The sequence below is a fragment of the Pseudoalteromonas sp. RB2-MNA-CIBAN-0110 genome, assembly GCF_040309305.1.
GTDB lineage: Bacteria > Pseudomonadota > Gammaproteobacteria > Enterobacterales > Alteromonadaceae > Pseudoalteromonas > Pseudoalteromonas arctica.
On record NZ_JBEOOQ010000013.1, the window covers coordinates 27,199 to 40,850 of the forward strand.

A 13,652-nucleotide genomic window follows, 5' to 3' on the forward strand; every position below is an offset into this window, starting at 1 on the left:
GGCGAGTAATGAGAAATTTTTCTAAAGTAACTGCTCTTGCGATTCTTATGTCTGTGTCGGGTGCTACTTTAAGTGCATCTGTTTTAGCAGCGCCAGATTACGCAAAGATTGAAGAGCGTAAAAAAGCAAAAACTAAAATCATGGGCGAGCGTACTGGTAAAAAGGTAATTAAAGCATTTGACTTGTACAACGAAGAAAAAGTTGATGAAGCAATTGTTTTGCTTAGAGAGATTGATGCTTCGAATGACTTTGATAAAGCGACCGTAAATCGTTACTTAGGTAGCATGTACGCTCAAAAAGAAAAGTATGACGAAGCGATTAAGTACTCTAAGCAAGCAGTTGCCCCTGATGTTTTAAACTTTGCTGATCAAGAACAAACTCTAAAGCTGTTAGGTGATTTATACGCTGGCACAGAAAAGTATCAAGAAGCAAAAAAAGCTTATGTTACTTGGATGGATTTTACCGGTGAAGAAGATCCTACGGTTTACACGCGTATTGCCCAAGCTAACTATCAGTTAGAGCAATTTCGTGATGTTTTTGAACCAGCAGATAAGGCAATTAAACTTCAAAAAGAACCTAATAAAGGTCCTTACCAATTAAAACTGGGTGCATACTTTGAACTTAAAGATTATGCAAACATGGTTAAGATTGGCGAAGAGATTGTTCGTGTATGGCCTGATGATAAAAAAGCTTGGGTTAGCTTAGGTAAATATTACCTACAAACCGAAGACTATCAAAAAGGTTTAGCAACGATGGAAGTTGCTTACAAGAACGGTTACTTTGAAAATGAAGTTGAGTATAAAGTCTTATCTAACTTTTACTCTCTAAACGAGATACCTTTTAGAGCAGCTGTAACGCTAGAAAAGGCCGTTAAGAGTGAAAAAGTAAAACGTACAAAGCAGAATATTAGCGCGATTGCTAGTAACTATCATCGCTCTAAAGATCTAGAAAAAGCTGCTAAGTACTACGAAGAAGCTGCTAAATTTGATGACGACGCTGAACTTTACCGTAAAGCTGGTTCATTACTTTTACAATCTGAAAAATTCAGTGCTGCTGTTGTTCGTTTGAACAAAGCATTAGAGCTTGGCTCTGACAAAAAAGGTACTATTTATTCAGATTTAGCTGAAGCGTATTACTATCAAGGTAAGTATAAGCAAGCATATGCTGCAATTACTAAAGCTATGGATGACCCTCGCACACGTAAGTTTGCAAAAGGTTGGTCTACATATATTAAAGATAAAGCCGCTCGCAACGGTGTTAAAATTTAATTCTAATTAGCTAAAGCAACTTATAAAAAGCCCCTCTGGGGCTTTTTTTATTGGAACTACTATGTATAAAAAGCTCTCTTTTTCATTACTACTGTGCTTATTTTTAGCTGCATGTTCAAAGCAGCCTCAACCTTATGAGTCATTTGAAGACGCACAAGTTGCTTTAAAAACTTTAAACATGGCACTTGTACAACCAGACGCTAAAAAAATCGATAGGATTACTAAAGAGCAATTGGTATTTTCTGATGCGTATTTAGTTAAACGTCATACTATTTATCAGAACCTAATGGGTATGGAGCTTAATCTCAATCAAATTGCACAAGTAAACTACTTGGTTATTGCAGAGCGCTTTCCTGAGCGCTATTTTAATTGGCCGGCTCAAGTAGACGTATTAAAAAACATGCTTGCTTTTGAGGGGTCAAAAAGTACGCCGGATAATATTATTACTTGGCTTAAGTTAACCCAAGATACGCTAGACAGTGCTAAACAAAGCAATTTAAAGCTGAATAAAATTGAGCTCACACTACTACAAAACTATGTATTGAGTGCGATAGGTAGTAATGACGCTCAACCAGCGCTTAAGAGTCATATAAGAGCTTTTAGCGATTATTTAGCTAGTTACAAGCCTAGAGGTAGTGTTGGTCTGAGAGGCCTGCCAAATGGGTCACAGTGGTATCAGAGCAAACTTAATTACTTCAGTGGCGAAGTACATTCACCGCTAGAGTGGGTTACTATTTTAAATGAAAATATAAAAGTATTAGATCGTGTTGCATTCGACAGTAAATTGTCTATTTCTCATAAAAAATCGTTTTTAGTGCAGTATCTATCGAATGAAAAATTAATTGAAGGGCTTGATTGGCAGGCAGATTATCAAGACTTACCTGCAATGGCGAGCAATATGAACATGTCTGATAAAGATAAAACATTGATGCTTGCAATGATGGAATCAGATATTGGCATTCATTACCATGCGTGGACTTTGCCACAGGCAAAGGTAAACCTTATGAAACGCTTAGAAATCACCCAAGAAGAGGCTCAATATTTAGTTGAAGATATAATACTCTACCCAGGGCAATCATTTAGCTTTATACAACAAATTATATAATGATTTGAAAGTGCGCTTATTGTGCGCACTTTGTACACCGTTGAGTTGCGGGGTCTAGTTCAAGTGATTTGGCTGGTATTTTTTCTTCACAGTCGCAGCAGTAGCCATATTGCCCAATTTCTATTTGGCTGACCGCCGCTTCTAATTTAGTCATGCGACTGATCAAAAACGCATACTCAGGACCTAGCTTCTCTGCTGCACAGTCTAACCATTCATTGTTTGCTGTATTATCTAAAATTTGTATTAAATGCTGATGTGTAGGGTAGGCTGATTTAGAAAGCATAGTTAATATATTTAATTTAATTTGTGCTATTTCATCGTTTAGTCTTTTTTGATGATGCATTATCAGTACAACCTTATTAAATTGGCTTCACGTTATACTGATATTATCTAGAGGCTTTAGGTTAGCCGTTATGATTTGAATCAAGTTGCGGTGCTTTGGCGTATTTATTTAATACGCTTGCCACATCTTCTTTACTTTTTAAACGCCTGATTTCATCAAATAAATCGATCGCTTGCGGGTATTGGCGTTTAAGGTAACCTAGCCATTGCTTTGTACGAGAAGCAAAATACTTTTCATCTTTTGCAGGGTCTTGATGAATAGCAGAGTGGATTAAGTGATAAATAATATGCTCCCATTGAAGGCCATCATATTGTTCATTATTTACATGAGCTTTAATTTTTTTTGCTAAATCAGGGTGCGAAAGGGCGCCACGACCAAGCATCAAATCAGTACATCCACTTCGTTTTTGGCAAAGCATTGCGTCCTCAACTTGCCAAATTTCACCATTGGCAACAACGGCAATATTTTTATCTTTTATTATTGGTGGAATTTTTTCCCAATAAGCTGGCGGGTTATAACCATCACGTTTGGTTCTGGCGTGTATAGCTACACTATTTGCGCCTGCGCTTACCACAGCATCAACAATTTCTTGGCTGTTACTGTCGTCATCAAAGCCTAAGCGAATTTTTGCACTTACTTCATGTTTATCATCTACAGCATCTCGGACTGCTTTAATAATCGTATACATGTGGTCAGGATCTTTAAGCAGTACAGCACCCCCTCGACTACGATTAACGGTTTTTGCTGGGCAACCAAAGTTAAGGTCGACCCCATGAGATCCTAAAGCAATTGCTCTTACTGCATTTTCGGCTAACGGATTTGCTTCTTGGCCGAGTAATTGAACACGCACAGGAGTACCTGCTCGCGTAAATCCATTATTATGTAGTTCAGGGCAAAATCGATGAAAAACTTTATCAGGTAAGCATGTTTCAACCACTCTTACAAACTCGGTAACGCACAAATCGAACCCACCAATGTCTGTGAGTAATTGGCGCATTTTAAAATCAACGACACCTTCCATAGGTGCTAAAACAAGTTTCATAAAGTGATTAATTTTGATAAAAAACTGGATGCATAGTTTACCTGTAAATCACACATTGATAAATCTGTAATTACCAACCATATTTAATGTAGAAACCGCAAAAGTAAATATTATGAAAATAAATGAAAGTTTTTATTCTTGTACAGGTCTACTTAAGCATACAAGCAATTTAAAATACATTTTTATTGCTGAGATTTACAATACTTGATTAAAGAGAGTCACAAAATGAATACAGTTAAAAAAAATACAATCGCGTTAACTTTAGGTGCAGTAGTTGTTGGCTCTGCAAGCTTTGTATCTGCAGATGTACAAGCCAACCCATTTGAGTTTCAACAATTAGTGACAGGTTACCAACTAGACGCTAAAGAAGGTAAGTGTGGTGAAGGTAAATGTGGCGGCGATGCTAAAGATGCAAAAGCTAAAACAGAAGGTAAGTGCGGCGAAGGTAAATGTGGCGGCGATGCAAAAGATGCAAAAGCTAAAACAGAAGGTAAGTGCGGCGAAGGTAAATGTGGCGGCGATGCAAAAGATGCAAAAGCTAAAACAGAAGGCAAGTGTGGCGAAGGTAAATGTGGCGGCGACGCAAAAGATGCAAAAGCTAAAACTAAAACAGAAGGCAAGTGTGGTGAAGGTAAATGTGGCGGCGATGCAAAAGATGCAAAAGCTAAAACAGAAGGCAAATGTGGTGAAGGTAAATGCGGCGGCGATGCTAAAAAAACTAAAAAAGAAGGTAAGTGCGGCGAAGGTAAATGTGGCGGTCGTTAATATCTTATTCTAAATAAGTTATGCTAAAAGGGCCTTAAGGCCCTTTTTTGATAAGTTAGAGGTAGTTATGACACAAATCCAGAGTACAGATTTCGGGATGGTGGGCCTTGGCCTACGACGAGAAATGCTTGATGAACTGCTTGAACACGTACCTAATCAAGTAGATTTTTTGGAAGTTGCGCCAGAGAACTGGTTAAAATTAGGTGGACGCTTTAAAAAGCAATTTAGAACATTAACAGATGCAAATAATTTTGTGTGTCATGGATTATCACTGTCTATCGGTTCACCCGAACCACTGGATGTTGAATTTGTTAAATCTTTAAAAGTTTTTTTTGAAGAGCACAATATAAAAATTTTCAGTGAGCACTTAAGTTACTGTTCCGGTACAGGCCATATGTATGACTTAATGCCTATTCCGTTTACACAAGATGCAATAGCACATGTTGTCCCTCGTATTAAACAAGTACAAGACATACTTGAGCAGCAAATTGCGATAGAAAATGTTTCCTATTATGGCGCTCCTGGACAGCAATTATCAGAGCTGGAATTTACAAATACCATTTTAGAGCAAGCAGACTGCAAGCTTTTACTGGATGTGAATAACATTTATGTGAATTCGATTAATCATGGCTATAACGCACAAGAATTTTTAACAGGGTTACCCTCTAATCGTATCGCCTATGGGCACGTTGCAGGCCATTATAATGAGGCTGATGACTTAATAGTTGATACACATGGTGCTGATGTCATTGATCCTGTGTGGGAGCTACTGGATAAAGCATATGAAGTGCATGGCGTATTTCCAACCTTGCTTGAGCGCGATTTTAATATCCCTACCATGAATATTTTAACCAAAGAGTTAGATATAATTCATGAGCTACAAGCTAAACACATTACTTCAATGGTTTCAAAACAACGAGCTTAATATAAGCCTTTATAAATATTAAAAGAGTGCCTGGTTATGAGCTTTATTGAAATACAAAACGAATTTATGGCGCATATTCGCGAGCCTAAAAAAAATAAAAAGCCCAGCGGTATCGAAGACAGACGTATGTCCATTTATCGCGACCTATTTTTTAATAACATTGAAGGTTTTATATCATCAGGCTTTCCGGTATTAAAAACCTTATATACAGACAAGCAATGGCTGGTTCTTGTACGCCAGTTTTTTAGCGAATATGATTGTCATTCGCCGTACTTTTTAGATATAGCAGGGGAGTTTATTAATTACTTATCAAGTGATTATAAAATGAAAAGATACGATCCCGTGTTTATGCTAGAACTTGCACATTATGAGTGGGTAGAGCTAGATGTATCAATTGCACACGAAGATGAGCAAGAGCAAAAATTACAAACAACAGCGCTTACTAGTTCTGCTTTGTATTTATCGAAAACGGCAAGAAATTTAAGTTATCAATTTCCGGTTCAAAATATTAGCAATCGCTTTAAACTAAAAGAGCCATCACCTCAGCCTAATTATTTTGTTGTATATAGAGATGAAGATGATGACGTTCAATTTCTGGCTACGAATGCGATGACTGCTTTGTTACTATCAATTATTGAGGCAAGTGATGGAGCGACATTTGACGACGTTTGCCAACAGGTATTCGCTCATGCACCACAGTTTAATGCAGATCAAATTGCTCAAGGCGCATTAGTTACCCTTAATGCAATGGTTGAACGCGGTGTAATTGTGACAAAAAATCAAGATTAAGGTCTTTATTGATGATTTTACATCGTCTATTATGGCAGCCTTATTTGTCGTGCTTAATAAAAGGTTGTACCAATGTCAGATGATAAAGACTTTAAAGATCCGTTCAACGCTACTTATTTTCTTGCTTTCTTAGCTGTATTTGCAGGGATTGGTTGTTTAAATGCAATATTAGGCTGGATCACTAGCTTAACTTAAAATGCATAGCGTTTATTAAGGCTGTTGCTTACTTCAGCCTTGAACCACTTTATTTTAATTACCCCCCCATAGTTAATACTTCTTTTATAGTAACGCCAAACTCGCAATTAAAGGTTAGTTAAGGTTATAATCACCTGCTTTGTAATATAAACAATTGAGCAGTTAAAATTATGACTCAAGTAACACCAGCAATTATCAAAAACAGCATAACTACAATTGCTGATTATCCAAAGCCGGGCATCATGTTTCGCGATGTAACCACTTTAATGGCAAATCCAGAAGCCTTTAAAGCAACTATTGACGCGTTTATCGCAGAATATAAAGATCAGGGTTTTACTAAAATAATCGGCACAGAATCACGTGGCTTTATTTTTGGTGCGCCACTGTCTTACGCATTAGGCATTCCGTTTATTCCAGTTCGTAAACCAGGTAAGTTACCACGCGAAGTTATTCGTCAAGATTACTTACTTGAGTACGGTGAAGACACGCTAGAGCTGCATGTTGATGCAATTGTACCTGGCGATAAAGTATTATTAGTTGATGACTTATTAGCAACTGGCGGCACAATTGAAGCCACCGCTAAATTAGTTCATAAACTAGGTGGCAAAGCCACAGATGCTGCATTTGTTGTATCACTACCAGAACTTGGTGGCGAGCAGCGCATCAAAAAAATGGGTATTAAAATCCTAAAATTGGTTGAATTCGAAGGCGAGTAATCGATGAGTTATCAGGTTCTAGCGAGAAAATGGCGTCCTCAAACCTTTCATGAATTGGTTGGGCAGTCTCATGTTAAGCAAGCGCTTGTAAATGCGCTTACACAAAATAGACTGCATCACGCTTATTTATTCACTGGAACCCGCGGTGTAGGTAAAACCACTATTGCGCGTATTTTTGCTAAAAGCTTAAATTGCGACGAAGGTATATCTGCAAATCCGTGTGGCCAATGTAGCAGCTGTTTAGATATAGAAGCAGGGCGCTACATTGACTTACTCGAAATAGATGCGGCTTCTCGTACAAAAGTAGAAGACACCCGCGAAATACTCGATAACGTTCAATATGCACCAACACGTGGACGTTATAAAGTATACCTAATCGATGAAGTTCACATGCTTTCTAAGCACAGCTTTAATGCGCTTTTGAAAACGCTTGAAGAGCCACCAGAGCATGTGAAATTTTTATTGGCGACGACTGATCCTCAAAAACTACCAGTTACTATTTTATCTCGCTGTTTACAATTCAACTTAAATGCCTTGTCGCAAAGTGAAATTAAAACACAGCTTGAACACGTACTTACTCAAGAGCAGCTTAGCTTTGACACTGATGCACTTAGCATTATTTCAAAAGCCGCTGATGGCAGTATGCGTGATGCGCTTAGCTTAACTGACCAAGCTATTGCACAAACAAATGGTGATATTAATAATCAAGCAGTACAAACAATGCTTGGTTTAATGGATACTCATTATAGCCAAAGCTTGCTTGCAGCATTACTTGCACAAGATGGCGCTGCGCTAATGGATGAGATTGCACAGGTGGCAAGTCGTAATCCTAATTATGTTGCATTGCTTGATGATTTAATTGCACTTACGCATTTGACCCAACTAACCCAGTTAGTGCCAGAAGCGGCAGGGCTAGATGAAAAAAATGTAGATTATATTGCTCATGTTGCACAACATACGAGCCCACAACAAATTCAAATTTATTATCAGTTACTGTTAAATGGTAAAAAAGATTTACAATGGGCACCAGAGCCTCGTTTAGGTTTTGAAATGATAATGCTAAGATTATTAGCATTTAAGCCTACAGACGCTCAACAAACTGTACACACAGTAAACGAAGAGCCGGCTCCAAATAAACAAAGCCGCGCAAATGCACTGCGAGATATATTAAATAAAAATAAAACATCGCAAAACACTGTAGCTAGCCAAAGTAGTGCCCCTGTAAATAATACTAAGCCAGTTAGCAATACAGAGCAGCCTAAATCCCTTGAGATAGAGCCTTTACCAAATGTTGCTGCTCAGACATCGAATAATGATGTCGTACAAAGTAATAATGAGCCTGCCCAAGTTGCAGTAGAGCAACCGGTTCAACAAAGTGAAAACGCTTTTGAACAACAGGCTTCAGCTAATGAACAACCACAAACCAATGTTGTTTCGGATGCTCAAGCCCAGCGCCAAAGTGAAGATGAAGCTTACATGCAACATAGTGATGCTGAGCAAACGTTAGCTTCGCAGTTTGACGATATAATGAGTAGCGCTGTAGATCAGGGTTTTAAACCTGCACCTACTGCAAACTCAGAGTCTTCACCAGAGCCCTTAGCAAATCACAATGCAAGTACGCCAATAGCTGAACAAGAAGCGCAGGCGCAATCTGCCATTGCTCGTATTTTACGTGACAGAAACATATCGGGTGCGGGTAGGTTATCAGGCAAGAGTACAAGTACATCTGCAAATAATGTAGCAGTGCAGCCAAGCCAAGCGCCTGCTAAAAAGCCAGAACAGCATCCAAGAATGCCTAAAGCCCAAAGTGTTCATCAAGGTAGTGCAGATACAAGTGCAAGTGAGCTTAATAGCCCTTCAGGTAATGCGTCTGGCGATATCCCTCCTTGGGAAACTGATAGCGAAGGTGAGAGTGAAAAAAAGCATGAGCTCCCAGTAACAGGGGGCCAAACTCAGGCACATAATCACTCCAACATAAAGCCAACTAGTAAGATTGATTTTAAAGCAAAGCACCAAACAATTACTGAAAATCTTGCGCCAGAATTACTTGAGCAAATAAACCCTCAAAAAGCGCCTGAAATAGTGCCAGAGGAAGTAAGTATTCCTGCCCCTGATGATTTTCAAAGCCCAATTAGTGAAATTAGATTTGCACATCAACAAGATGAATGGGCTTATTTAATTAAACGTATGGGACTGGGTGGTCGTATGCGCCAATTTGCATTGCATTCAATATTTACCAAGCAAGGCAACAGTTTACATATAGACGTTGATGAATCACAAAAGCATTTAGATACACCGATGCTTCGCCAAAGATTAGATGCCGCATTGTCGAGTATTTATGAGCATAACGTGTCGTTAAGTATTAATTTTGCTAAGGGAGTTATTGACTCTCCTTATCTTATTCAGCAAAAAATTGATGCAGGTCGTCATCAACAAGCAATCGATGTGATCACATCTGATGAAAACATAGTACAATTTCAGCAAGTATTTAGCGCCGAAATTGACGAAAACAGTATTCAGGCATTGTAATTACTTACAATCGCCCTTATGTTCATGTTAATTAATGTATTAAAAGAAAGAGAGAAAGTTATGTTTAAAGGTGGAATGGGCAACATGATGAAGCAAGCGCAGCAAATGCAAGATCGCATGCAAAAAGCCCAAGACGAAATCGCAACATTAGAAGTTGTTGGCGAAGCCGGTGCCGGTTTAGTTAAAGTAACCATGCTTGGTAACCACAATGTACGTCGTGTTCAGCTTGATGAAAGCCTTATGGAAGACGACAAAGACATGATTGAAGACTTACTTGCAGCAGCATGTAACGATGCTGTACGCCGTGTTGCAGAAGAAACACAAGAGCGCATGGGTAAAGTAACTGGCGGTATGCAATTACCACCAGGTATGAAAATGCCGTTTTAAGTAAATAATGCAACTTTCAGATAGTTTAAATCAGCTTATAGAAGCACTGCGCTGTCAACCGGGCATTGGTCCAAAGTCAGCGCAACGTATTGCTTTTCACTTGCTTGAGCGCGACCGAAAGGGAGGCACTCAGCTGGGCAATGCATTGACTAAAGCAATGACAGCCATAGGGCATTGTCAGTCTTGTCGTACTTTTTGCGAACAAGCTCAGTGCGATATTTGTTTAAGTACAAAACGCCAAGACAGCGGCATATTATGTGTTGTTGAATCGCCTACTGACGTGCTTGCCATTGAGCAAACGGGTCAGTACTTAGGGCTATACTTTGTTTTAATGGGTCATTTATCGCCAATTGACGGTATCGGCCCTAAAGAAATTGGCTTAGACGTTTTAGAGCAAAAACTTGCTCAAGGCGGTATTAATGAGGTTATTTTAGCGACTAACCCTACCGTTGAAGGCGATACTACAGCTCATTATATTGCTCAGCTTTGTCATAAATATAAAGTAGGTGCTTCGCGTATTGCTCACGGTATTCCTGTGGGGGGCGAGCTTGATTTAGTAGATGGTAGAACGCTTATGCATGCTTTTAGCGGCAGGCGTTTAGTTACACAAGACTAACTCTAAGTTACTATTTGAAAAGATATTATAAAGGCCTGCATGATTAAATCATGTAGGCTTTTTTGTTTTTAAGGTAAGCTTAGAAACAATCAAATACCAATCCGCAATAATACTTAATCATTTTGCGGGGCTAAACGTGTCGCTACCTGCGTTAAAAAATTCTCATTTAGAACAACTAAATAGCGAATTTTTTGCCTAGCTATCAACACGTTTTTCCGCCCTCAAAATAGATCATTTAATTAAACAAATTGGTATAATATATTTTTGGGCTATGTCTCTAATTAGTAAGGAATACAATGAAAGATAATCAACCCTACCAAGGTACATTACTGGGTAGTAAGCGTTTTTTACCGCTTTTTATTACGCAGTTTTTCTCAGCGATAAACGATAACGTGTATAAGCAATCAGTGCTTATTTTATTGATATTCCAGGCTGCAACGCTTGCTGATGGCGCACTTTATTCAAATATTGCTGCTGGGTTATTTATCCTACCTTTCTTTTTATTTTCAGGGATGGCGGGGCAGCTAGCTGAAAAAACAGAAAAATCCAAACTAATCAGAATCGTAAAGCTATGTGAAATCCCTATTATGGTTGTAGGGGCTGTCTCTATTTTAACGCAGTATGTTTGGCTGATGTTAGCCACCGTATTTTTAATGGGCGTACAAAGTACGTTTTTTGGTCCATTAAAGTACTCTATTTTACCGCAGCACGTAGCCCCTAACGAATTAACAAAAGCGAATGGCTTGGTTGAATCAGGCACGTTTGTAGCAATATTAATTGGTACAATTTTTGGCACCTATTATATTACTCAATCAGTAGGGCCTACGCTTATAAGTATTGCCGTATTAGTACTGGCTGTTATGGGTTATGTGAGCAGTCGCTTTATACCCATTAGTGAGGCAAACGAGCCTAACTTAAAATTTACCTATAATATATTTTCATCCACGAAAAACGTATTTTCAGCACTTAATTCGCAAACAGAATCGGTTGGTAAATCAGTCCTCGGGATCAGTTGGTTTTGGTTAATTGGCGCAATTATTTTAACGTCCCTACCAAATTATGTAAAACACACAATGGGCGGCGATGAACTGGTTGTAACTAGCGCGCTTGTTGTGTTTTCACTAAGTATTGCTATTGGTTCGTTATTGTGTGAAAAGCTTTCTCGCTCTCGAATAGAATTAGGAATTGTGCCTTTTGGCGCTATTTTAATTACCTTGTTTTTATACTTACTGAGCCAAGAGAGCGCTATTAGCTCTTATTTACCTCAAAACCTTGAATTATTGACGCTTGATCAGTTATTAAAAACAGGCGACATGTTGTGGCATTTTGTATGGATGGCAGGCATTGGTATTGGCTCTGGTTTTTATACTGTACCTCTGTATGCGCTTATTCAACAGCGTACTGAAGAGTCGAGTCGCTCACGAGTTATAGCGGCTAACAATGTATTAAATGCACTGTTTATGGTGGGCAGTGCTGTTTTAAGTATTGTAACGCTGTCTGTTTTTCAGTGGAGTATTTCAGAGTTGCTACTGTTACTTGCTGGGCTAAACTTGCTTATATCTGTTTATATTTATACCAAAGTACCAGAGTTCTTTTTACGATTTATTATATATATTTTAGCTATTTGTATGTACAGAGTGCGTACAAAAGGTGAAAGTAATATTCCGGATGAAGGCGCTGCCGTTATAGTGTGTAATCACGTGAGCTTTGTCGATTGGATGTTTATTTTAGCAGCATCACCAAGGCCTATCCGATTTATGGTATTTGCCCCTATTTATTATTCGCCAGCCCTACATTGGTTATTTAAAATGGCCAAAGCTATTCCCATTAACAGTGAAAAAACCAATCCAGAAGCGTTTAAAAAAGCGTTTGACGAAGTGGCTGCTGCGCTTAATAAAGGCGAACTTGTTGGTATTTTCCCTGAAGGAAAACTAACCAGTGACGGCTCTATCGATATTTTTCGCCGTGGAATCGAGCGCATTATTGAGCGCTCACCTGTGCCCGTTATCCCTGTGCATTTAGGGGGCCTGTGGGGAAGTATGTTTAGCCGAAAAGCTAAGTGGCAACTACCACGATTAAAATGGTCTTTGGTGTCGGTTGCAGTAGGTACCCCGATTGCCGCTGACAAAGTAGTAGCAGACGATTTACGTGAGCAAGTATTGGCTTTAAAAGCGCTTCATTCAAAAGATATTGACTAATTTAATGGCTAACTCAACATCGCAAACACCTTCAGCACCACACATGATTGTTGATGACTTTGTAGCGCCTAAGTGCGACGGGTTTATTGAAATATTATATCAAGATGACGATATTTTATTGATCAATAAACCCAGTGGGTTATTAAGTTTGTCTGGTAAAAACCCCCTTAACTGGGACTCAGTACATTACCGTTTAGTACATGGTCAAAAAGAGTTAACAGCCGCATTTGCTGAGGCAAAGTTACCGCATCGATTAGATTTGGGTACATCGGGCATTATGATTGTTGGATTAAACGCCAAAGCATCAAAGCATCTTAATAAACAGTTTCAGGCGCGCACTATTCAAAAGCGTTATGTAGCGATGCTTGAAGGGTGCTTAGCTGTTGATGTGGGGTCAATTACTGCGCCAATAGCAAAAGATAAACTGCTTTTTCCGCGAGTTAAAATTTGCCAAACGATGGGCAAAGTAGCGGTGAGTGAATACAGTGTGCTTGAGCGGCTTAAACAGCCGTGCAGAACCTTAGTGCAATTTACGCCCGTTACCGGACGTACCCATCAATTACGAATACACAGCCAGTTTATAGGGCATCCAATTTTAGGCTGTGATTTATATAAAAGTGCACAAAGTGAGTACATGGCAGGACGCTTACAATTACATGCCAGCGATTTATATTTTGAACATCCAACAACAGGTGAAAAGATTCATATTAATTGTCCGCACCCATTTTAGATAAACGAGATATTCTATTTTTTCGTTTCACCTTTTTTTGATTT

Annotated in this window: 14 protein-coding genes; 12 read left to right on the plus strand and 2 right to left on the minus strand. The window is 38.9% G+C overall.

Annotation, left to right across the window (positions count from 1 at the left end):
• The first annotated feature begins 8 nt into the window (after window positions 1–8).
• Complete coding sequence (locus AAEY68_RS08490; protein ID WP_350585820.1) at window positions 9–1,268, plus strand: tetratricopeptide repeat protein; 1,260 nt, start codon at window positions 9–11, stop codon at window positions 1,266–1,268.
• 61 nt (window positions 1,269–1,329) lie between these two features.
• Window positions 1,330–2,373: a hypothetical protein gene (locus AAEY68_RS08495; protein WP_350585821.1), complete on the plus strand. Its 1,044-nt coding sequence runs from the start codon at window positions 1,330–1,332 to the stop codon at window positions 2,371–2,373.
• 16 nt (window positions 2,374–2,389) lie between these two features.
• On the opposite strand, the gene AAEY68_RS08500 is transcribed toward AAEY68_RS08495, so the two are convergent.
• On the minus strand, window positions 2,390–2,716 hold the full coding sequence (locus AAEY68_RS08500) for a TraR/DksA C4-type zinc finger protein (protein ID WP_024590816.1): 327 nt from the start codon (window positions 2,714–2,716) through the stop codon (window positions 2,390–2,392).
• Window positions 2,717–2,777: 61 nt separating this feature from the next.
• Window positions 2,778–3,758 carry a tRNA-dihydrouridine synthase gene (locus tag AAEY68_RS08505; protein WP_007583877.1) on the minus strand — a complete coding sequence of 327 codons (981 nt, stop codon included), beginning with the start codon at window positions 3,756–3,758 and terminating at the stop codon, window positions 2,778–2,780.
• Between the two features lie 225 nt (window positions 3,759–3,983).
• Between AAEY68_RS08505 and AAEY68_RS08510 the strand changes: the two genes are divergently transcribed.
• From AAEY68_RS08510 to AAEY68_RS08555, 10 genes are all read left to right on the plus strand, one after another.
• Window positions 3,984–4,523, plus strand: a complete 540-nt coding sequence (locus tag AAEY68_RS08510) for an HvfA family oxazolone/thioamide-modified RiPP metallophore (RefSeq protein ID WP_350585822.1) — start codon at window positions 3,984–3,986, stop codon at window positions 4,521–4,523.
• 67 nt (window positions 4,524–4,590) lie between these two features.
• Complete coding sequence (locus AAEY68_RS08515; RefSeq protein WP_024590818.1) at window positions 4,591–5,448, plus strand: HvfB family MNIO-type RiPP peptide maturase; 858 nt, start codon at window positions 4,591–4,593, stop codon at window positions 5,446–5,448.
• 36 nt (window positions 5,449–5,484) lie between these two features.
• Complete coding sequence (locus AAEY68_RS08520; RefSeq protein ID WP_350585823.1) at window positions 5,485–6,237, plus strand: HvfC family RiPP maturation protein; 753 nt, start codon at window positions 5,485–5,487, stop codon at window positions 6,235–6,237.
• Window positions 6,238–6,309: 72 nt separating this feature from the next.
• A complete protein-coding gene (locus tag AAEY68_RS08525; RefSeq protein ID WP_002962301.1) occupies window positions 6,310–6,432 on the plus strand; it encodes a hypothetical protein in 123 nt (40 codons plus the stop codon).
• Window positions 6,433–6,602: 170 nt separating this feature from the next.
• A complete protein-coding gene (apt, locus tag AAEY68_RS08530) occupies window positions 6,603–7,148 on the plus strand; it encodes an adenine phosphoribosyltransferase (RefSeq protein WP_010553391.1) in 546 nt (181 codons plus the stop codon).
• Window positions 7,149–7,151: 3 nt separating this feature from the next.
• Window positions 7,152–9,677 (plus strand): DNA polymerase III subunit gamma/tau, encoded by a 2,526-nt coding sequence (dnaX, locus tag AAEY68_RS08535; RefSeq protein WP_197103264.1) that lies wholly within the window; start codon window positions 7,152–7,154, stop codon window positions 9,675–9,677.
• Window positions 9,678–9,737: 60 nt separating this feature from the next.
• Complete coding sequence (locus AAEY68_RS08540) at window positions 9,738–10,064, plus strand: YbaB/EbfC family nucleoid-associated protein (protein ID WP_002962306.1); 327 nt, start codon at window positions 9,738–9,740, stop codon at window positions 10,062–10,064.
• 7 nt (window positions 10,065–10,071) lie between these two features.
• A complete protein-coding gene (recR, locus tag AAEY68_RS08545; RefSeq protein ID WP_008165968.1) occupies window positions 10,072–10,680 on the plus strand; it encodes a recombination mediator RecR in 609 nt (202 codons plus the stop codon).
• Window positions 10,681–10,976: 296 nt separating this feature from the next.
• Window positions 10,977–12,878: an MFS transporter gene (locus AAEY68_RS08550; RefSeq protein ID WP_024592696.1), complete on the plus strand. Its 1,902-nt coding sequence runs from the start codon at window positions 10,977–10,979 to the stop codon at window positions 12,876–12,878.
• A 4-nt stretch (window positions 12,879–12,882) separates the two neighbouring features.
• Window positions 12,883–13,608 (plus strand): RluA family pseudouridine synthase, encoded by a 726-nt coding sequence (locus tag AAEY68_RS08555; RefSeq protein ID WP_350585824.1) that lies wholly within the window; start codon window positions 12,883–12,885, stop codon window positions 13,606–13,608.
• The last annotated feature ends 44 nt before the right edge of the window (window positions 13,609–13,652 follow it).

Bases quoted from the DNA above. Each gene is read 5' to 3' on its own strand.
- dnaX (WP_197103264.1), top strand. From the start codon at position 7,152: ATGAGTTATCAGGTTCTAGCGAGAAAATGGCGTCCTCAAACCTTTCAT.
- AAEY68_RS08540 (WP_002962306.1), top strand. From the start codon at position 9,738: ATGTTTAAAGGTGGAATGGGCAACATGATGAAGCAAGCGCAGCAAATG.
- AAEY68_RS08490 (WP_350585820.1), top strand. From the start codon at position 9: ATGAGAAATTTTTCTAAAGTAACTGCTCTTGCGATTCTTATGTCTGTG.
- AAEY68_RS08495 (WP_350585821.1), top strand. From the start codon at position 1,330: ATGTATAAAAAGCTCTCTTTTTCATTACTACTGTGCTTATTTTTAGCT.
- AAEY68_RS08515 (WP_024590818.1), top strand. From the start codon at position 4,591: ATGACACAAATCCAGAGTACAGATTTCGGGATGGTGGGCCTTGGCCTA.
- apt (WP_010553391.1), top strand. From the start codon at position 6,603: ATGACTCAAGTAACACCAGCAATTATCAAAAACAGCATAACTACAATT.
- AAEY68_RS08550 (WP_024592696.1), top strand. From the start codon at position 10,977: ATGAAAGATAATCAACCCTACCAAGGTACATTACTGGGTAGTAAGCGT.
- AAEY68_RS08525 (WP_002962301.1), top strand. From the start codon at position 6,310: ATGTCAGATGATAAAGACTTTAAAGATCCGTTCAACGCTACTTATTTT.
- AAEY68_RS08500 (WP_024590816.1), bottom strand. From the start codon at position 2,716: ATGCATCATCAAAAAAGACTAAACGATGAAATAGCACAAATTAAATTA.
- AAEY68_RS08555 (WP_350585824.1), top strand. From the start codon at position 12,883: ATGGCTAACTCAACATCGCAAACACCTTCAGCACCACACATGATTGTT.
- recR (WP_008165968.1), top strand. From the start codon at position 10,072: ATGCAACTTTCAGATAGTTTAAATCAGCTTATAGAAGCACTGCGCTGT.
- AAEY68_RS08520 (WP_350585823.1), top strand. From the start codon at position 5,485: ATGAGCTTTATTGAAATACAAAACGAATTTATGGCGCATATTCGCGAG.
- AAEY68_RS08505 (WP_007583877.1), bottom strand. From the start codon at position 3,758: ATGAAACTTGTTTTAGCACCTATGGAAGGTGTCGTTGATTTTAAAATG.
- AAEY68_RS08510 (WP_350585822.1), top strand. From the start codon at position 3,984: ATGAATACAGTTAAAAAAAATACAATCGCGTTAACTTTAGGTGCAGTA.